The sequence below is a fragment of the Bacteroidota bacterium genome (assembly GCA_016718825.1).
Taxonomy (GTDB): Bacteria; Bacteroidota; Bacteroidia; order J057; family JADKCL01; genus JADKCL01.
In genome coordinates this window covers 88,697-107,899 of sequence record JADKCL010000010.1, presented here as the reverse complement: position 1 = coordinate 107,899, position 19,203 = coordinate 88,697, and the positions used below count along the sequence as shown (strand labels likewise).

Below are 19,203 nucleotides of genomic sequence, written 5' to 3'. Positions count from 1 at the left end.
CTTGATTTGAAGATCAAAGCGATCCTTCAAAATTGTCAAGGCGCTGGTTTTGAGGAAATGACGTACCTCAGGCCACGTGCTGACAAACCTCAAATGCACCCCAAAAAAAGCAACCCAAGAAAAGGCCGTGTAGAAGCCGCTTTCTTGGGTTGTGCCTTCGTTTTTGGCTGTGTTAACTGCTCGTGCGCAGACCCGCAGGGGCCAACACCACCGTTGCATACACGCCCGCATACGCACGTCCATCGCGTTTCACAGGCTTGCAAGCAAGCCCAAACCCGCATTGCCGAATGCGTTTGTACTTGAGCGCAAAGGCTTTCAGCTCAGGATTGGCCGCAAATTTCTTGGCAAATTCGGCAGTGATTTCCTCAAAGGTCTCTGCGCCGTTGAGCGGAACAAGTTTGGTGATTTCCAACAGCATGAACTTCGGCGCGGCTGCTGAGAGTGCTTGCGCTTCATCCAATCCGGCTTTTCCAGCGAGATAGGCCTTGATTTTTCCGGTTGCCCATTCATTCACTTTGATCGGATCGGGGTTCTTTTCCTTGCGCAGCGCTGAAACCTTTGCCGCGAATTTGCAGAAGGCAGGGTCCATCACGATGTCCCGGGCAATCAGGCTTTGCAATTTGGCAACCGTCAATTCGGCCAATTCCCGCGAATTGCTCAATTCATCGATGGTACCTAGGCGCATTTCTGCGAATGGTTTTTCAACCTCGGTTTCTTCTGCATCAGCCTCATTTTTTGATTCTCCATCGTTTTCATCACTGTAGGCTTCCACACGAAGGCCCTCCACATCGTTGTCGTAAGTGACATAGGTTGGCTCGGTATCTGCTTCAAAGGGTGCAACCTCATAAGTGTAAGAGCGCATTTCTGCGCCGACTTTCACGCCTTTGATTTGCACTTTCACCTTCTGATTCAGCATTTCCTTTTCCATTTCGTACCAATTGGCGATTTCGAAGGACATGCCGCCATCGCCGTAGCCCGTTGATTGCGTGAAGTTGAGCGCAACGGGTTTTCCATTGAGCGTAAGGGTCGCGGTTGCCTTGGAATAGTCAGCGGACTCGCTTGGCAGCGAAAAAGTCCAACGGTCGCTCAGGATTTCGGAGGGAATGAATCCTGCAGGCGGCCAAGCGACGTATTGAGGCAGCGAATCGTAATCTTCCGTATCTCCAAAGACATAAATCGCGTCAGTGGCTTCAGTACCGCCATATCCGAAGGTTTTTGCCCTTCCTCTCAGGATCCACATGCGGTGGCCGCAACTTTGGTTGCTGCTGCCTTGGTCATATATATAGGAGTCGAGTCCGCCGCCGAAACCCAAGTTGGAGGAGCCGGCACCCGCAGCAGCATCTTTCGTATAGCACTTCCATGAAGTCGGCGGATTGTGGCTCAGTGACCCGTTTTTGAACATCAAATAAGCTGCGGCCTGGGCTTTTTGGTTGTAGTCCGGATCAAGGGAAACAGGCTTCAAACCCGCCATTTTTCGGAAATAGTTGATTTCGGTGAGGCGCGCCTTCAAAGTGGCAGCGCTCAGTTTGCCCGGTTGGCAATTCCCCGGTTCGGTCCATCCCTGAGGATGTTGGCTTGCCGGAAGGAACATCTCCCGGTACAGTTTCCCCATTGCATCCCTGTCGCGGTTCACATGACTGAAACGGATCGGAGTATCAATGGTGGTTTGGCCCGAAACAGGCGCAAAAACACTCAAAACGAACAGGCAAAGGAAAAACATTCCAGTTTTCATGATTCCAGCGGTTGAAGGTGGACTACCCTCTCATTACGTGGAAACCTTGTTTGGTTACAGGTGGATTGTGAAATTTGTTATAAATGGACGTAACAAGTAGCGAATCCTAGTTCATTCGGTGCTTTTGTTGATAATTAGTGAATAAATCGGAGCCTATGGTCAAAATTGGCAGTGGACCTATTTGGTCGAATGCAACAATTCAAGTCCTCGGTAGGCTGCGCGGTGTAAAATGGTTGCGTGGGTTTCTTTTGGAAGCGAAACAAATTTCACTTGGCCCTTCGAATAGCCTTCTTTTTGCAGAACGTTTGTTAGGTCGGCCGCATCCCTCTCCATGATTTTGCCTTCATTGCCAACGCAAACGATCACTTGAGCAGGCTTGTCAACCTGTTTTGAAAGTAAATCTGCCGCAGAATTCAGCAAGGATTGACCATCCCACCATAAACTCGGGCTTACAATGAGATAGTTGTCAAAAAGTAGCGGTTGCTTCAATAGAATTTCTGTGGCCAAGAGCCCGCCAAGTGATTGACCGATAATGGTTTTTGTGCCATTTGTCCGGAATCGCGCTTTGATGTAGGGCTGCAATTCAGTTGCAATGAACTGGATGAACTGAGCAGAACCACCGGTGGTCGGAAAGTCCTTTTTGTCTTGTGCGATCGTTGTCGGGAAGGTGAAATCCCTTTTCCGGTCGACGTTGGCAATGCCTACAACGATGGTTTTGGGCATGACTTCGATCATCGTCAAAAACTGCACGAGTCCGCAGATATGAAGGAAGTCTTCGTTGTAAGATCCGTCAAGCAAGTAAATCACCGGATAGCGCGTGGTATCTTCTCCATAACCTTCGGGAAGGTAAATGTTCAAGATCCGGTCTTCTTCCAGTGCAGTCGATGGAATCTGCTCTACGATGCCGATCGTGAACGGTGTTGGTGCGACTGAGGATTGGCCAACGATGCTATTGAAAGTAAGCAAATTGATCACGACCGAACAGAGGAAAATTGCAGCGCAGCAACGAAGTTTCATCCCGCAATTTAGGCTTAAATGCATCTTTAGCATGGTACTTAATCCGAATTCGAGCACAAGGATTCCTTCTTTGTTCCTTCTGAATCCTGAATTTCCGCCTCAATTTCCCTTAGAAGCGACAGTAACACGTTTCGATAAGGGGCCTTTTCAAAGGCAAATTCGTCAACGGGTTCCTCGGTGCCAAAATACCAGATGAAATGTTCTTCTGTTTCGCGAATTCTACCTGCCATGCCGCCACAAAGCGGATCTCCGCAGATTGGGCAACAATAAAACATGATCCATTCGTCTTGAAAATGCTTTAGCAACGAGGAAATGCCAATGGCTCGCTCCTCGGGGCTTCTTTCTTTGCCAACCATTCGCTCCACATCCTGTTGCGCAACGGGGAGGTTCAAGAGCCGTTTTAAGGTCACGACATCCGAAGGCAAATGTCCAAACCAACCGATGGGACACTTGTTCTCGATTTCTATGAAGTTCGTTTCCCACCCGTACTTGATTGCAAAATGCGTTGAAAGCGGAACGTCATCGATGAGATATTCGATGTAGTCCTTTCCCTTCTCCATCTCCTTGAGGGTTTTGAGATTCACGGGGCGATGGAGGTGAATGATCGGCGGATGACCTTCTTTTTCGTTGCGGGAGCGATGTTGGAGTTGAAGCCAATGCATTTCCAAAGATCAGAGATTCGTCGGTGAAATGTTGCTTGGGTGGTGCTTGATTTTGAGTCGAAAGCGCGGCAAGGCAATTCAGAAAATGTAATGCGCATTACTTTCCCTGAATTGCCCAGCCACGTCGCAGTTGAAAATCAGCGGCTTTCCTCGAGATACGCCTTGATCAGGCTCGCATGGGACAAGGGTTTGCGCGGATCCATCACATCGCCATTGGTTTCATAATCCAGCAGCACGATGTCCTGCTTTTCGAGGATCGTGCGCAGTTTCCGCAACTCGGGTTGAAGCCGGTTTTCCAGCACCCACCGGTAGGAGGGAAGGTAGATTTGGAGCCGGGCTTCGATATAGCCCAGCAGTTCCTTGCCATCGATGCCCTTGCGGTGGCCTTTGGGTGCGCCATACTTTCGTACGGTGCGCTTGAGGTCCTTCATCGTGTCGTTGGCGAAGCAACCGGTAGAAATGTCGGCATTTTCAAACACCTTCAGCCCCTGCCAGATACCCTCGACACATTTTGCCGTGCGCGGCTCCGAAAACGGGATTGGAATGCCTTTCAGTGGAAAAAACGGACTGAATCGCACAAAATCGTCGGTCGCCTTTGAGGTGACATCAATGATGCGTGCGCCGGGATACAGTTTGGACAAAGTCGCCTCGGACTTCTTTTTGCTGTCCACAAAAATTGCCTTCATAAAATGCTTTTTAGGATACAATCGTTGAAAACCATCAATTGATCCCTCCTGATTCCAGCCTATAGCCGAGAACAGAATTTCGCGTGTAGCGAAGAGGTTTGAGGGGCGACGCGGTGGTGCAGCTGCGCAACTGTTTTCCAACCCTGTTTATCGTCGCCCGACGCGGGGTGCAAAGATATTTTTTCGTTTGAGAATGGAAGCGTAATGTGGATAATTTATAGTCGATTGTAAATCAGGCTGAAATAGAAAAGCGATCCGAGGAATAGCTCCGCGGATCGCTTTTCGTCATTTGTAAATCAGAGCGCCTGACCCGGCGCACCCGGTGCAGCACTTCCGATGATCGGCGCCTCACCGTATTTGCCTTTGAGGTAATCATCATACTGATCGGCATAGACGCCGATGCGGTGAATCATGGCTTCAGCTTCCGATTTGTCAAGCCCGTCGGTCTCGCGAATGTGCTTCAACCATGCCCAACCGTTGTAAACCGTGAAGGCCACGCCATACAGTTTGTCGTTGATTTCCAGCAGCTCTTGGAAAAATGCATGCTGGCTTTGGAGAATCGGAAGGCGCATCACCGGAGACATCGCCTGGAAATAGGAGCGGCTTTGGCTTTCGATGTACCAAACGTCAATCCAAACGCGGGCACTTCCGAGCATCAGACTGTACTGTCCGGGATTTTGACCGCGACAGAGGGATGGGTCAACGCCGAGGCTCTGAATGATTTCCTCGACCATTGTAAAATACTTGCTGAGATCTTGCATAATGTTTTGAGTGATTATCTTATTGAGGATGAACGAATTTACAAAGGAGTTGCCTCAGGCATGCGGTTGTCGCCACGCTTTTCAAAGGTATAGGTGATTCCCAAACCCGGGATAAAGGCTCTGCCTTTAAACGTGCCGCCAAAATTCGTTTCCAAATTGATGTCCGTCCGCGATTGACCTTCGACCCAAAGAAAACTTGCATCAACTTGCAAACCTTTCCAACGATAGCCCAAGCCCGCAGAAACGGCGATTTTGTCGGCGTCGGGAGTTTCGGGCGTCAAATATCCATCCGGAACAGGTGTCAAATCCACCGTCAGTCCACCCCGCACAAACAGGTTGCGCATCAATTCGCCTTGATAGCCGGCACGGAAAATCATGCTGTTTTTATAGTTTTTTGCAGACTTCAAGTCATCGAGCTTGTCGGTATTGTCCTTGAAGTCAAAATTGAGGCTGTCATACACGTTCCAGAAAACATAGTTGGCATCCAAGGCAAAGGTATGCTTGTCGTGGAGGACGTAGGCGCCACCCAAGGTTCCCATTGCCGGCAATGCGATCGCGCCAGAAAATGCAGTGCTAGGGAAATATTCTGCCAAGGCAGTCGGAACATCAAAATTGGCTTGACCATCTTCCGCCTTGAACGAAATGCCTGAACGGTAACTCAATCCGAGGGTAAGTGCCGGAATTGGCCGAAACATGGTCCCGACATTGAAGCCCATTCCTTTGCCGCTAGCGCTCAATCTTGCCTCGCCATAACTTCCGTCCATGAATTGTACCGGCATTCCCCGGCGCAAAAGCACATTTCCCGTTGCGAAAATAGGGCCGCCCCCAATCCCGAACTTGTCACTGAACTTGTACCCGATTGTGGGTTGAATGAAAATCGTTTTGAGCGAGATTTCGCGGAGTGCAAATTGGCCTTTCCAATCGTCGGCATACCGCACACGGCTTCCGAATGGCGTGTAAACGGCTGCGCCGATGGCAATCGAATGCTTGTCATTCAGCCTCAGCCGGTAACTGCCGTAGGCATTAAACGGGGGCGAAATCGTTTTTTCGTTGGTCGTCGTGTAGTTGTCCGGGCTTGGGGCGAGGTAGCTGATCCGCGCGAAAATCGGCGTAATGCCCACCGTGGCACTGGATGGCGCAAATGCCAATCCGCCGGGATTAAAGCATTGCACGGATGCATCAAAAGCCAAGCCTGCGCCGCAATGGCCCATACCCGTCTGGGCAACACCTTGAAGGTTGACTTGAAAGCCGCCGCCAAACAGCGAATTTCCCTTCAGAAACAGCATCATGGCTGTAAAAACAGCTATTTTGATCGTATTCTTCATTCGGGATTGAATGTAAGCAAAACCTACAAGATTGCAAATCCGAACGGCGAAAATCAGGGATTCAAGGTCAATTGCACGATTGCCTATGAATTTCTTGCCTAAATTGGTGAACTATGGCTGGCGATCATCCGAATCAGAAAATCTACTGCGCCTATGACGAAGAGGGCGTCTTTGTATATCAGGCATTTACACCCAAAATTGTCGAATTCGCAGTGAAGGAAGGGACCTTTGGAAAAGGATTCGGATTGGACCGCACAAGTTGGATCAAACCCTCCTTTGCCTGGACCTTACACCGCTCTGAATACGCCACCAAACACCGTATGGAGGCGATTGCCAAGATCAAAATTCACCATTGGGCCTGGCTGGAAATTTTGGAAAACAGTGTGCAGTCCCATTTCGACCCGCGCGTTTATTCCACGGAATTTGAATGGCAAGCTGCCTTGAAAAAAGCCAAGGTGGTTTGTCAATGGGATCCCGAACGCGGTCTGGACGGAAAGCCATTGAATAGGCGGGCGATTCAGCTTGGCCTGAGGGATTCCATTTTGCCGGACTACGTTGAAAAATATATCATTCGCGTCGAGGATGTTACGCCGCTTGCACGATTGATTGCCCCGATTGCCAAAGCAAGGAGAACTGACTTTCCCGAGGTTCCACTGGAGCGAGAATACCTCGTTGAGGAAGCAATAGCGAAACGACTTGGCATAAAAGTCATTTGAGGAACTGCATTCGTGCCTAAGTCATTCTGGTGAAAAGGGAACCGCATTGTTTTTACAACGTGGCTGGTTTGCCGTCAACGCAAAATGCCGATATTGACCACTTGAAGCAACAACGCGATAATTGGCCGTATTCAATAACGCAGACTGCTCCCCGGATTTGGATCTGGGCGGCCTCCTTGTCGCTTTTGTTCGTTGTCCTACTCAATGCCTGGGTTTGTGACGATGCCTACATCACCTTTCGCACTTGCTTCCATCTTACGCAGGGCCATGGTCCCGTCTACAACCTTTCGGAACGTGTCCAAACCTATACCAATCCGCTGTGGATGCTGTTGTTTTCCGGCATCTACTTCTTCACTGGCGAGGCCTATTTCACCGCCATCGGAATGTCGCTTTTTATCCTTCTGGGTACACTTTTGCTGCTGCACCGCCGCATATTCAACGGAAGCTGGGCCGGAGTGATGGTTGTTTTCCTTTTGGGATGGTCGGTCAGTTTTGTAGAATTTTCGACCTCAGGATTGGAAAATGCCTTGAATGGGTTTTTGCTCACGCTGTTTTATGCGGTGTTTTGGAATGTCGAGGCAGGACGGCGGAAGGTCTTGCTGCTCAGCCTGATTGCTGCGTTTGGCATGGTCAGTCGAATGGATACCGCCCTGCTTTACCTGCCGGCATTGGTGTCTTTGGCTTGGCAAATGCGGTCGAGGTCAGTTGTGGGGCTGCTATTGCTTGGCTTTTTGCCTTTTTTCCTCTGGGAGGCCTTTGCGATTGCCTACTATGGTTTTCCTTTTCCAAATACCGCGTATGCCAAGCTCAATTCGGGGATTTCCCAATCCGAATATTGGCAGCATGGGTATTGGTATTTCCTCAATTGTTGGCAAAACGATCCGCTTACACTGTTGACGATCGTTGTGGGGTTGGCGTTGAGCTTGTTTCCGTTTTTTCGAAGAGAACGCCGGCTGGCCTTGGGGATCTTTTTGTATGCGATCTATATCGCCCGCATCGGCGGCGACTTCATGGCTGGGCGCTTTTTCTTCCTTCCTTTTCTGGGATCTGCAATCTTGTTGGGTCGCGCACTCGAGGCGCGCTGGTTTGCACGCTGGATTTGGCTGGGACTCCTTCTGACAGGAATGGCCAACCTGCTCAATCCATGGTACAATGGTTGGCGCCCTCAACAACCGCCTCGCTCCATGGTCGATTCCCACGGAATTGCAAGTGAGCGCGGATGGTACCATGATGCAGCCGCATTGACGGCATTGGACGATACGATGTGGGTGCTCGCGAATGAGCGAAGACTCGATGAGAATTCTCAAACCATGGACGCTCGCCGGGTACTCTTTTGGGACTTTTTAGGTTATCAAGGTTACGGCGAAGGTCCTTCCGTGCACGTGGTGGACCGTTACGCCCTCGCGGATCCCTTACTTGCGCGCCTGCCGATGAGTGATCTTCCCGACTGGCGAATCGGGCATTTTGAAAGGGTATTCCCGCGTGGGTATCGCAAGACCTTGCGCACAGGGGAAAACCATTTGGATGATGGCCAACTGCGTGAGTATTACAACCGTTTGTGTACCGTCACAAAAGGCCCATTGTGGACTGCAAAACGATGGAGTGAAATTTACCACTTCAATTTGGGAAAGTATGACCGGTTGATCAACAAGGCCTTTTACCGCCATCCAAGTCGGCTCGATATTGGACTCGACGAACTCAGCATGCGACACCCCGCAGGGGAGCCTTACGGAAGCAATGGACAAGTCGAAATCTACAATCATCGACCGCTGACGGTGCATTTGGGTGATCACAAGCCGTTCAGGTTTTTTGAAATCAGCCTTTTCCCGCAAGCCGAATACATCGTTCAGTTTCTTCGAAACGATGTCGCAATTGGCGAAGTACGCATTCCGGGGAATTGGTCGCAATCAGGAATGATCGTGGATACGCTGACCGTGCCCGAACCTCCGGCATCCAATGGTTTTGATGCCATTCGCATCGATGGGATTGGAGGAGATGAGTATTATTCTATCGGGCATTTGGTGCCGATGAAGGGATTGGAATCGACAGGGGATTTGTAAAAAAACAAAGGACAAGCTTTAGAAAATGAAACGAACATCGTTCGTCCCCGTCCCAAAAACTCGTCCTTCGCATCGCTTCGCGGTGCGGAGATGAAGGGATTCGAACCCCTGGTACAGTTGCCCATACTTCGCATTTCGAGTGCGACCCATTCGACCACTCTGGCACATCTCCGCTGCAAAGATAGGAAAGATCGGTTCGGATGAAAATTTTCTTTCGAGGGAAGTTATTTCATCCAAATACGGTGAATTCAATCGAAATGCGACAAATCCCGATTTGAGGTGGCCTGATATTCGTCATATTATCAAAGCCAATCACAACCGAACTTGCCTTTCCAAAATTGCAAAAATGGAAAATTTCAAAGCCCGCGAACTTCAACCCTCCGACCTCGTCCCCGTCAATTACTGGGACTATGTGGGGGTTGATATTCTCCTAAGCCTACAAAAGCCGCGAACCAACTTCCCTGACGAGAAAATCTTCATTGGGTATCACCAAGTGACGGAGCTGCTGCTGATGTTGGCATTGCATGAGATGGATCAGTTAACGGCAGACGAAACCCATCCGCCAAGCCCTGAAACGTTTGTCAACAAGCTCGGGCGCATCCATCGTTACCTTCTTATGTGCGCCCAAAGTTTTGATGTGATGAGCGAGGGCATGGATCCCGGGCAATACAATACTTTCCGGCATGCCTTGGCTCCCGCAAGCGGTTTTCAGAGCTTTCAATTTCGCAAATTCGAATTTTTGGCCACTGATTTGATCCATTTGGTGCGAAAAGAGAAGCGTGCCTCGATGTCGGTTGCTGACTCCATTGAAGTGCTGATTCCCGAACTGTATTGGCGTGCTGCCGGATTGAATCGGGAAACGGGCGACCGTACGCCAACCCTGATCCAATACGAAGACAAATACGGGAAGGAATTCCTTTCACTTGGGCACATTTACCGGCAACGCAACCTTTGGCAGCAATTTCAGCGCCTGCAAAAGGCTGGAGTGACGACCGCGCAATTGGCTGAAGTCACCGCCGAAATGCGCAAATTGGATTGGATTTTTAACCAAGAATGGCCACTCGTGCATTACAATGCGGCATGCCGTTATCTGGACGGTGCAGATGCAGAAGGCACAGGCGGCAGCAAATGGAAGGAATATCTTCATCCCCGCCACCAACGACGCATTTTCTTTCCCGAACTCTGGTCTGAAGCAGAAATTGCCGCTTGGGGTGATTTGAAACTGGATTGACCGAGCCTTTTCAAGAGGATCAAAAAAATGCAATCCCAAGCAGGATTGCATTTTTTTTGACCTTGTAGGTCGATTTCAGCGCTGGATGACCAAAGGATGATAGGCACTTCCCGCGTCCGTTGTGAGAAAAACGGCGTAGTAACCCTGAGAAAGCTGTTGATCATAGCGCAGGCGATGCGCGCCCGCCTCGCGCCAACCGTTTTCGACGACCTGCACAAGTTGACCATGGTGGTTGCGCAATTCTAGCCGCACATTGCCAGCAACGGGCAGGTCCATCCTGAATTCGAGGCGTCCGTCGCTCGGATTTGGAACGACTTGAAGTTTTGGGCTCAGCGAATATTGAAGGCCATCCGTCATCCCAACGGGGACATTGATGTCAAAATAGCCGCTTTCTTCGACATCGCTGTGCTCCAATTGTGCAAGTCTTGCGAGTGTCGTCACGATGGCTCGGACATTTTTGACATAAAAATCCATGTTGATCGCACCAACGGTATCTTGGGGTGTATGGTAATTGGGATTGCGGAAGTTAGCCCCATCGGTGAAAAAGATGGCAGGATAGCCTGCATCCCAAAAGGGAGCATGGTCACTGCGGCGCAAGTCAACTGTGAGAAGCCCTGTCCCTGTGACTTCCAGCTTAATTGCCTTTAGACCAGGAACGTGCGCTGCGGCAGTGGATTGGAACGTTGTGTCGAGCCAGCTGGAATTGGTATTGACAACACTGGTCAGAAAATTGCCGCGAAAGGAATCAGCCGCTACTTCGTTGTAGGCGGCTGGAAAGAGGATGTTGAAGCCGGTTGGCATGACTTGGGAATTGGGGGCCTCACTGTAGTAGCCGACGCAGTCCATATTGAGCAAGCCTTTGGGTTCTTCCCATTCAGGAACGGCAGATGTGATGTATTGATAGCTGCCGATCAAGCCGGCTTCCTCCAAGTCAAAATAGAAAAATTTAAGGGATTCCTTGGTCTGAAACTGCGAAAGCACGCGCACAGCCTCGCTCACACAAGCGACCGCGGTCGCATTGTCATCACCTCCCGGCGCATTGCTCACGGTATCATAGTGCCCTGAAATTTGCCAACAAGCACTGTCTCGGCGGGTGCCTGAACGACGCCCGATCACATTTTGGCAAACATAGTTTCCAAAGGAAGATCCTTGCTGATAGGGGTGGAGGTTATGCGTTTGCAGCAGCGCCTTCAAGGAATCTTTGGTATCGTTGAGGTGTTGGACACCATAAGTACGGTGTTTGATACCTTCAAGCGCAAGCAGTTCATTGTGCAACCGCGTGCTGTCTACAAGGTCGGCAATGGTTTGAAGATCGATCGTTTGGCGGTCATCGGCCACCACACGCAATCGGTAGGCCAACAAACCGGAGCCGTAAGCCGACAAAGTTGATGGCTGATAATGCCAGGAAATGGATTTCCCGGTTCCAGCGTTGATCGGGAAACCATGATCTCCAGAAAGGGAATCAATGGCGACGCGCCAAGTGCGTCCCGAGTCGGCTGAAACTTGGATCCAAACCTCCATCGGGTCACCATCGAGGTCGTCCAAGTCAAAATCTGCGGTGACAACATGATTGGATGTGTCGGCCGAGATAACAAGGTTGCTAATTTGCGGGATTTGGTTTTGGCCATTCAATCCGCTGAAAATGAAGACCAAGAGAGCCGTACTAAATAGAATGCCGATTCTTTTCATGCTTCAATTTAGAAATAAAACCGATTTTCAGGCAACTTTCGAACGATGAAAGGCAAAAAATCCCTTTGGCAATTCTTAAATCTTCGTAGTTTCGCACCGGAAGTGTGGCAGAGCGGTCGAATGCGGCGGTCTTGAAAACCGTTGTGGGGCAACTCACCGGGGGTTCGAATCCCTCCGCTTCCGCTGAAACGGCGATTTTATCGAAAGATGAGATCGCCGTTTTGTGTTCTATTTTTGTCTATTTTGGGGTGGCCATTTAAGATTGAAACAGTTACGAAACCCAAATCTAGATTTACAATGTATTTTGACCAACTTCAACTCATCCTGCATGAAGCCGACCAAGTGCTGCGAAACAATGCCCTTCGGGCTGTAAATGCCTCATTGACAGCCCGAAACTGGATCATGGGTTGCTACATTGTCGAATTTGAACTTCGAGGGGAAGATCGTGGGAAGTACGGTGAAGCCCTTCTTGAAAAGCTTGCGCAACGTCTCAGTCTCGACGGTTTATCTGCAAGAAGCCTTTATCTGTTCCGGCGATTTTTCTTGTCTTACCCAACCTTTGGAGAAGCCTTGGTGGGCTACTTCGAGTTGCTGCATGCACCCCTTCCAAAGATTTTGCAGACGGTGTCTGCGAAATTTCTAAGTACTGACAATGAGGATGAAGCAATTTTGCAGACAGTGTCTGCAAAATTCAAAAGCACCGAGGTAATGGTGCCCGCCAAAACAATTTTGATGCGACTATCTTTCTCTCATTTGGTCGAGCTTTTTGATGTGGACAACCCATTGGCACGAACTTTTTACGAGGCCGAATGTATTCGTGGCGGATGGAGCGTGCGGGAATTGCGGCGACAAGTTGGGAGCCTTCTTTTTGAACGGACCGGATTAAGCGTCGACAAAGTGAAGCTACTCCTTACGGCGCAAAATGGGTTAGAACAAATGGGGCCGCAAGACGTCATTCGAGACACCTACGTGTTTGAATTCTTGGGACTTAAATCCAAGGAGCTTTATACGGAGAAGGAGTTTGAGGCTGCTTTGATGGACAATTTGGAGGAATTCTTGTTGGAACTTGGAAAAGGTTTCTGCTTCGAGGCAAGGCAAAAACGAATTGTGGTCGACAATCAACAATACTTCATTGATCTGGTTTTTTACCACCGGATTTTGCGCTGCAATGTGCTCATTGAGCTCAAAAGTGAGAAATTTGACCATACCCAAGTGGGACAACTGAACTTCTATCTTGGGTATTACAGAAAATATGAAATGCTGGAAGGTGACAATCCGCCGATTGGTATTTTGATGTGTACTGCCAAGGATGCTGAGCACGTAGAGTTTGCTACTGCTGGCTTGGACAGCAGCATTTTCGTTAGCAGGTACCGTGTTGCCCTTCCAAGCGAAAGCGAACTCAAGGATTTCCTCCGAAAGGAAATGGAGGAGCTTGTCAACCCAAAGCGAAGCTAAATGAAAAACGATGAATGGGCGGAGAGCGAAAGCAATCCTACTGAACGGAATCAGGAATTTGCAAATCCCATCAGCAGCCGTTGGATGCTAGGCAAGGTCATTGTCGTTGTTTCCGGTTTACTTACCCTCCTGCAAATTGTTTTGTTCTTCGTAAGTCGCTGGACGCGAATGGAGTCCGAGAATTTGATGGGGGATACTGTGGTGAGGATCACCCTCAATCCTTTGCTGATTTGGTTGCCGGTTTGGAATGGAATCATTGCTGGAATTTGGTGGTGGAATTGTCGCAAGGGTGCTGCAAAAAAGGAATTCATCGCATTGGTGACCTGCCTAATGATCGCCTTGGCCCTTGTCATTGTCTCGATTTCCATGCATGTGCCATCTTCTTACACGATTCAACGGCCCGGCGAAAGAAATTTGTACAATCAATTTCCTCGTTTGGATCTTCAATCATACTAATTGCTGTTTCGTCGGCATCATCTGCTCGCTGATGGGTTGTCATTGTCAGCATCCTTCTTCCATGAATGGTTGATTCGCAAAAATAAGTGAATTCTTACAAGTACTTTTGAGCGCTAAAATTCCCATTAATTTCCGAATCGGTCAAAAGGCAAAAGTCCTCAATTGGGTGAAAGTTCATAGAGATTCTTGGTCTCTTGATTGCGATTGTGTAGAATTGGGGATGCTTTTTCTGATAGAACGAAAGTAGGGCGAGGTGGGTTTGCTTGCTTTGTTCCGAATAATTGTTCCTTTTTGTTTTGGAACATTCGGTTACGAATGCAAAATTTCTTACATCAACAGTGAAAGGTTATCAATCAACAGTTAGAGGTCGCCCGGGTGAGAACTCGGGCGATGTTTTTTGGGCCTTGAGCGTTTTTCGTCTGCAGTCTCGCCTTCACGCCGCCTTTCAATGACGCCATCATTGGCATCGGGGCCGCCAACCATCCTGCTGCTTGCTGCCAAAATGGCTGCATTCAGCTCAAATCCGATCAGCAAGACGATCGAAATCCAATAAAACCAAACCATCAGCACCATGATGGCGCTGAGACTACCATAGACTTTGTTGTAGTTGGCAAACTGCGCAAAAAAGAGCCTGAAGGCCGTCACCGCCAACAAAATCAATACACTGCCGGCGATGGAACCCGGGGAAAAGAAACGGCCACGCTTGTGCGTGTCAGGTCCGAGATAATACAGCAAGGAAACCGCAAAAAGCAATCCGGCATACATCAGTATCCAGAAAATCGTTCCTATCAATATGTGTTCCCAGCCGCCGGAAACGAGTTCGCCGCTTCGTTTCAAGCTGTTTACCATTACCTCCTCGCCGACAAGCAAGCCGATCGTCCCCAGAAAGATCACCAGCAACCCCAATAGCAGAATAAAAGCTACAAAGTTGAAGTGCAAAACGTTGCGCTGCCGGAAATGATGACTGTCCTTGCTGAAGGCACTCATCATCACTTTGATTCCGCTCATTGTACTGAAGAAAAGCAGGATGACGTTGACGTAGACCAAACCTGCGGATGGCTTTGAGAAAAATTCATTGACGACGCGATCCATGAATCCCATGCTGTCGCTTGGGACCACAGCGGAAATCATTCCTGTCACTTGGCCGCGCAACTCCGGAATCGGAATGATCGGTACCAGCGTGAAAATCAGGATCAAGGCTGGAAAAATCGCGAAGAAAAACCGGTAGGCCATGGCCATGGCATTCAGCGTAAAACGCCGATGTCCCATTCCTTGGAAAAAGAAGACCAAAACATCCGCAAGACCCGCTCCGCCAAGAAAACGGGGCCGAATTTTGTTCAAACGATCACGCCACACCTCCCAGTGTGCCAGTACGAATTCTTTAATATTTTGAATCCATTTTCTCATCCGCCGGGATTTTCACTCGTCCGAGCATGGTCGCCTGGATTTTTGCTTTTGACAAAGTTAATGGTTCGTAAATCAAATCATTACCTATCCAGCGATGATATTTGTTAGCGATAAACCTTCTTTTTGTTCATCGCAGCCTGGTATTCACGCGCATATTGGTTGTGCTGCGCAAGCGTGCGGGAGAAGTTGTGGAAGCCAGAAAAGTCAGCCTTGGCACACATAAATATATAGTCATGCTTCTCAGGGTTCAAAACCGCCTCGATCGCGCTCAGTTCGGGATTGTTGATCGGTCCAGGTGGCAATCCGGCATACATATAGGTGTTATAGGGACTGTCGATGAGTTTGTGCTCGTTCAAAACGCGTTTGATGGTGAAATCACCTGCTGCGTAGATCAAGGTGGGATCGGCTTGTAAGGGAATGTTGTTGTGAAGCCGATTCAAATAAAGTCCTGCGACCGTGGGGCGCTCCTGCGTCATATAGGTCTCCGACTGCACAATCGATGCAAGCGTCATCACCTCGTGGATGCTGAGTTCCTGCGTGGCTGCCTTGGCTTTGCGGTCTGCAGTCCAGAATAGGTCGAAATTGTTTTTCAGCTTCCTGAACAAATCATCCTCGGAAAGTGTCCAATAAACGAAGTAGGTATTGGGAATCAGAATGTTGCGAATCGTCTTCGGATCTACACCGTATTCCTCCAAATAGGCTTTGTCGCGCATTTTCCCGAGCAAGCTTGCCGTATCAAGATCAACCTGCTGCGCGATTTCGCCGGCGACTTCCATGATCGTGCGATGCGAACCAATCCGCAATTTCATCTGATCTTGGGCACCTGCACGCAGTTTCTCGACAAGTTTCCAGTTGTTCAAACCGCGTTTGATCTCATATCGGCCGGGCTTCACCAAACGATCGTATTTCCGAATGCCGGCAATCAGTTTGAAACTCGAGACACTTTGAAGCACTTGCTGCTCCTCGAGGCTGCGAATGACATCCTCATAGGTACTACCTTTTGGAATGTACAATGCAAATCCTTCCTTCAGTTTGGGGTTTACATTGTCTTTCCAAGCCTGCCAATACGCAAATCCGCCAGCAGCCACAGCCAGCAACAACAGCACCAATGCCGTGATTTTGAGGAATTTCCGCATTCGAATGAACTGCGGTTAAATCTTGAAGGTCGGATCAATCTGTGCCTGCCAAGCCAACATGCCGCCCGTCAGGTTGCGCGCACAGTTAAAACCTTGCGAACGCAGGTAGTTGGTAATGTTCCCGCTGCGGCCACCGCTGCGGCAGCAAAGGATCAAATCCTTGTTTTTGTATTGCTCCAATTCGGCAAGGCGACCTGGAATTTCACCCATGGGAATGTTTTCGGCATCAATGTGATCCGTTTCAAATTCATGGATTTCGCGCACGTCGATGATCTTGGGGGCAGTGCCCGCATCCATCAGTTCCTTCAATTCTTTGACTGAAATATCGCTCATGACTTTCTCGCTATTTGATTAACCAATCTACGTATTTTCCAAAATCCGGGCTTTTGAAAATAGCCTTCACCCGGTTTGAAAACGAAGGTAGTCCAACTGCTACCTGCTAACTTCTAATTGCTCACTACACGTTGAACCTGAAATGCATGATATCGCCGTCCTGTACCACGTATTCCTTGCCTTCGACCGACATTTTGCCTGCTTCCTTCACAGCTGCCTCCGAACGGTAATGTACGAAGTCCGCATATTTGATGACCTCGGCGCGGATGAATCCCTTTTCGAAGTCGGTATGGATCACGCCTGCGGCTTGTGGCGCTTTGAATCCTTTGTGGATCGTCCAAGCACGTACTTCCTTGACACCTGCAGTGAAGTACGTTTGGAGTTCGAGCATGTGATAAGCCTTGCGGATGAGCACATTCAGGCTTGGTTCGGTCAATCCCGCGTCTTCGAGGAAGAGCTTGCGTTCTTCCAAATCCTCGAGTTGTGTCAGTTCCTCTTCAAATGCAGCACAGATCGTCATGACCTCCGCGCCTTCTTTTGCGGCGACTGTACGGACGGATTCGACGAATGCATTGCCATTGACCATGTCGGCTTCATTCACGTTGCAGCAATAGAGGACAGGCTTTCTCGTGATGAGCCCGATGTCGTCCACGACTTCCCATTCCTCGGGCGTCAAATCGAGGGTGCGGGCGTTCAGGCCTTGCTGGATGTGCGCGATGATCGATTTCACGACCTCGACTTGCTTCAGCGCGTCCTTGTTGCCACCCTTGGTCAATTTTTGCACCCTTTCGAGCCGCTTTTCGAGCAGGTCCAGGTCCTTGAATTGCAGTTCCAAGTCGATGATTTCCTTGTCGCGGATCGGATTGACGCTGCCTTCGACGTGGATGATGTTTTCATTTTCAAAGCAGCGCAGCACATGGATGATGGCCTGACACTCGAGAATGTTGCCAAGGAATTGGTTGCCGAGTCCTTCACCGCGACTTGCGCCTTTCACGAGTCCGGCGATGTCGACGATTTTCACAACAGCCGGCTGAACTGCCTTGGGCTGAACGATTTCCGTGAGCTTGTCCAAGCGCGGATCTGGCACCATGACCATGCCGATGTTGGGCTCGATGGTGCAGAACGGGAAATTGGCTGCCTCAGCTTTTGCAGAGGAAAGTGAATTGAAAAGGGTCGATTTGCCCACGTTGGGTAGGCCGACAATACCGCATTTGAAGCCCATAAAGGAGTTTTCTTCGTTTAAAGCTAAACTTTCAAAGGTGGGGAATCACACCAGAAATCGAGGATGACCGCCCAAAAAACAAGGTGCAAAAATACAAAAAATGTGCTGGCTTTTCAGGGCGCAGCACATTTCATTTCTTATTTGCAATCAATCAGTCCCAGCGGGTCGTTGATTGCTCATTCGAGCGGCCATCGTTGTGACCGTAAGGCGGACGTGACTCTGCAGCGATACGCGGCACGTCCTCTTCCTCCTCGTCGTCATAGTAAGGCTCCCGATCAAACTCATCGTAGTTGTAGTCAGGCATCAAGTTGAGCTTGACATGGTCAATCGTGTCGTTCAGGCAGGACATGAACTTGTTGAAATCCTCCTTGTACAGGAAAATTTTGTGTTTGTCATAGCCTTCGCCCGAGAATCGACGCTTGCTCTCGGTGATCGTGATATAGTAATCATTCGACCGTGTTTCCTTTACATCAAAAAAATAGGTGCGCTTTCCAGCACGAATCTTCGTTGAGTAAACCTCCGCCCTGTTGTTGTTAGAATTATCCACTACTCTGCCTACGTTTTTATAGTAACTCCAAACAAATATATCATTTCTATTTCGTAACACAACAAGAAAACCAACCGCCCTGAAAAAAATCTAAAACCTTTTAGGTGGTTGATCGGTTGCGTGCTTACCCTTGCTTATCGCCGATATAAGCGATAAGTCCATGTTAGATTTGCCCAATTGGTTGTATTTTTGGGCCACTTGACAAAAAGTATGAATGCGATGATATACACGGAGATTACCCCAAACCCTGCCACGCTCAAGTTTGTGACGCAGAAGATTTTGTTGCGCCAAGGCAGTGCCGACTTTGAAGATCCAACAGCCGCCGGTCAATCCCCGCTTGCCAAGCAGGTGTTTGAGCTTGCCTTCGTGAAGGCCGTTTTTATCAGCGGCAATTTTGTTTCCGTCACCAAAGCGTCAGATACGACTTGGGAAACTGCGATTCCTCCCATCAAAAAGGCCATTGCAGCATTTTTAGAAACCGGCAAACCTGCCATTGAAGGTCTGGAAGATGGCGACGAAAACGAAGTTCTCGAGGAGGACGAGACCGTGATGCGCATCAAGCAGCTCCTCAACGACAACATCAGGCCTGCGGTGGCAATGGATGGCGGTGATGTGATCTTCGAAAGTTTCGTTGATGGCGTCGTCAAACTCAAGATGCAAGGCGCATGTTCAGGTTGTCCAAGCTCGACAATGACCCTCAAAATGGGAATCGAAGGTTTGCTCACGCGCATGGTTCCGGGCGTGAAAGAGGTTGTTTCGGTGTAAGCT

18 protein-coding genes and 2 tRNA genes are annotated in these 19,203 nt (G+C 49.3%); 7 read left to right on the top strand and 13 right to left on the bottom strand.

Going from position 1 to position 19,203, the window contains the following annotated elements; translation table 11 throughout:
- Positions 1 to 172: 172 nt before the first annotated feature.
- From IPN95_13465 to IPN95_13440, 6 genes are all read right to left on the bottom strand, one after another.
- Entirely contained in the window at positions 173 to 1,732 is a 1,560-nt protein-coding gene (locus tag IPN95_13465) for a hypothetical protein (GenBank protein ID MBK9450387.1), read from the bottom strand.
- Between the two features lie 177 nt (positions 1,733 to 1,909).
- A complete protein-coding gene (locus IPN95_13460) occupies positions 1,910 to 2,749 on the bottom strand; it encodes an alpha/beta hydrolase (GenBank protein ID MBK9450386.1) in 840 nt (279 codons plus the stop codon).
- A gap of 38 nt (positions 2,750 to 2,787) precedes the next feature.
- On the bottom strand, positions 2,788 to 3,411 hold the full coding sequence (locus tag IPN95_13455) for a hypothetical protein (protein ID MBK9450385.1): 624 nt from the start codon (positions 3,409 to 3,411) through the stop codon (positions 2,788 to 2,790).
- A 137-nt stretch (positions 3,412 to 3,548) separates the two neighbouring features.
- Complete coding sequence (locus IPN95_13450; GenBank protein MBK9450384.1) at positions 3,549 to 4,097, bottom strand: hypothetical protein; 549 nt, start codon at positions 4,095 to 4,097, stop codon at positions 3,549 to 3,551.
- Positions 4,098 to 4,393: 296 nt separating this feature from the next.
- The gene (locus IPN95_13445; GenBank protein ID MBK9450383.1) at positions 4,394 to 4,858 is read right to left on the bottom strand and encodes a YbjN domain-containing protein; all 465 of its coding nucleotides are present in this window, start codon (positions 4,856 to 4,858) and stop codon (positions 4,394 to 4,396) included.
- Between the two features lie 38 nt (positions 4,859 to 4,896).
- Positions 4,897 to 6,183, bottom strand: a complete 1,287-nt coding sequence (locus IPN95_13440; GenBank protein MBK9450382.1) for an outer membrane protein transport protein — start codon at positions 6,181 to 6,183, stop codon at positions 4,897 to 4,899.
- Between the two features lie 113 nt (positions 6,184 to 6,296).
- Here IPN95_13440 and IPN95_13435 point away from each other — a divergent pair, with 113 nt between their 5' ends.
- Positions 6,297 to 6,899, top strand: a complete 603-nt coding sequence (locus IPN95_13435) for a DUF4291 family protein (protein MBK9450381.1) — start codon at positions 6,297 to 6,299, stop codon at positions 6,897 to 6,899.
- 29 nt (positions 6,900 to 6,928) lie between these two features.
- Positions 6,929 to 8,959 carry a hypothetical protein gene (locus IPN95_13430; protein MBK9450380.1) on the top strand — a complete coding sequence of 677 codons (2,031 nt, stop codon included), beginning with the start codon at positions 6,929 to 6,931 and terminating at the stop codon, positions 8,957 to 8,959.
- 85 nt (positions 8,960 to 9,044) lie between these two features.
- Here IPN95_13430 and IPN95_13425 read toward each other — a convergent pair.
- Positions 9,045 to 9,131, bottom strand: a tRNA-Ser gene (locus IPN95_13425).
- A 174-nt stretch (positions 9,132 to 9,305) separates the two neighbouring features.
- On the opposite strand from IPN95_13425, the gene IPN95_13420 reads away from it, so the two are divergent.
- A complete protein-coding gene (locus IPN95_13420) occupies positions 9,306 to 10,190 on the top strand; it encodes a tryptophan 2,3-dioxygenase (protein ID MBK9450379.1) in 885 nt (294 codons plus the stop codon).
- Positions 10,191 to 10,265: 75 nt separating this feature from the next.
- On the opposite strand, the gene IPN95_13415 is transcribed toward IPN95_13420, so the two are convergent.
- Complete coding sequence (locus tag IPN95_13415; protein MBK9450378.1) at positions 10,266 to 11,879, bottom strand: M28 family peptidase; 1,614 nt, start codon at positions 11,877 to 11,879, stop codon at positions 10,266 to 10,268.
- A gap of 98 nt (positions 11,880 to 11,977) precedes the next feature.
- Here IPN95_13415 and IPN95_13410 point away from each other — a divergent pair.
- The 3 genes from IPN95_13410 to IPN95_13400 all read left to right on the top strand — a co-directional run bounded on the left by IPN95_13410 (position 11,978) and on the right by IPN95_13400 (position 13,790).
- Positions 11,978 to 12,062: transfer RNA gene (locus IPN95_13410), tRNA-Ser, on the top strand.
- Positions 12,063 to 12,176: 114 nt separating this feature from the next.
- Positions 12,177 to 13,334, top strand: a complete 1,158-nt coding sequence (locus IPN95_13405; GenBank protein ID MBK9450377.1) for a DUF1016 family protein — start codon at positions 12,177 to 12,179, stop codon at positions 13,332 to 13,334.
- Positions 13,335 to 13,790 carry a hypothetical protein gene (locus IPN95_13400; GenBank protein ID MBK9450376.1) on the top strand — a complete coding sequence of 152 codons (456 nt, stop codon included), beginning with the start codon at positions 13,335 to 13,337 and terminating at the stop codon, positions 13,788 to 13,790.
- A gap of 360 nt (positions 13,791 to 14,150) precedes the next feature.
- Here IPN95_13400 and IPN95_13395 read toward each other — a convergent pair whose 3' ends face one another.
- The 5 genes from IPN95_13395 to IPN95_13375 all read right to left on the bottom strand — a co-directional run bounded on the left by IPN95_13395 (position 14,151) and on the right by IPN95_13375 (position 18,435).
- A complete protein-coding gene (locus tag IPN95_13395) occupies positions 14,151 to 15,059 on the bottom strand; it encodes a YihY/virulence factor BrkB family protein (protein MBK9450375.1) in 909 nt (302 codons plus the stop codon).
- A gap of 242 nt (positions 15,060 to 15,301) precedes the next feature.
- On the bottom strand, positions 15,302 to 16,333 hold the full coding sequence (gene mltG / locus IPN95_13390) for an endolytic transglycosylase MltG (protein MBK9450374.1): 1,032 nt from the start codon (positions 16,331 to 16,333) through the stop codon (positions 15,302 to 15,304).
- A 15-nt stretch (positions 16,334 to 16,348) separates the two neighbouring features.
- Positions 16,349 to 16,666, bottom strand: a complete 318-nt coding sequence (locus IPN95_13385) for a rhodanese-like domain-containing protein (GenBank protein ID MBK9450373.1) — start codon at positions 16,664 to 16,666, stop codon at positions 16,349 to 16,351.
- A 124-nt stretch (positions 16,667 to 16,790) separates the two neighbouring features.
- The gene (ychF, locus tag IPN95_13380) at positions 16,791 to 17,888 is read right to left on the bottom strand and encodes a redox-regulated ATPase YchF (protein ID MBK9450372.1); all 1,098 of its coding nucleotides are present in this window, start codon (positions 17,886 to 17,888) and stop codon (positions 16,791 to 16,793) included.
- A 151-nt stretch (positions 17,889 to 18,039) separates the two neighbouring features.
- Entirely contained in the window at positions 18,040 to 18,435 is a 396-nt protein-coding gene (locus tag IPN95_13375) for a DUF3276 family protein (protein MBK9450371.1), read from the bottom strand.
- A gap of 219 nt (positions 18,436 to 18,654) precedes the next feature.
- Between IPN95_13375 and IPN95_13370 the strand changes: the two genes are divergently transcribed.
- Complete coding sequence (locus IPN95_13370) at positions 18,655 to 19,200, top strand: NifU family protein (GenBank protein ID MBK9450370.1); 546 nt, start codon at positions 18,655 to 18,657, stop codon at positions 19,198 to 19,200.
- Positions 19,201 to 19,203 lie beyond the last annotated feature (3 nt).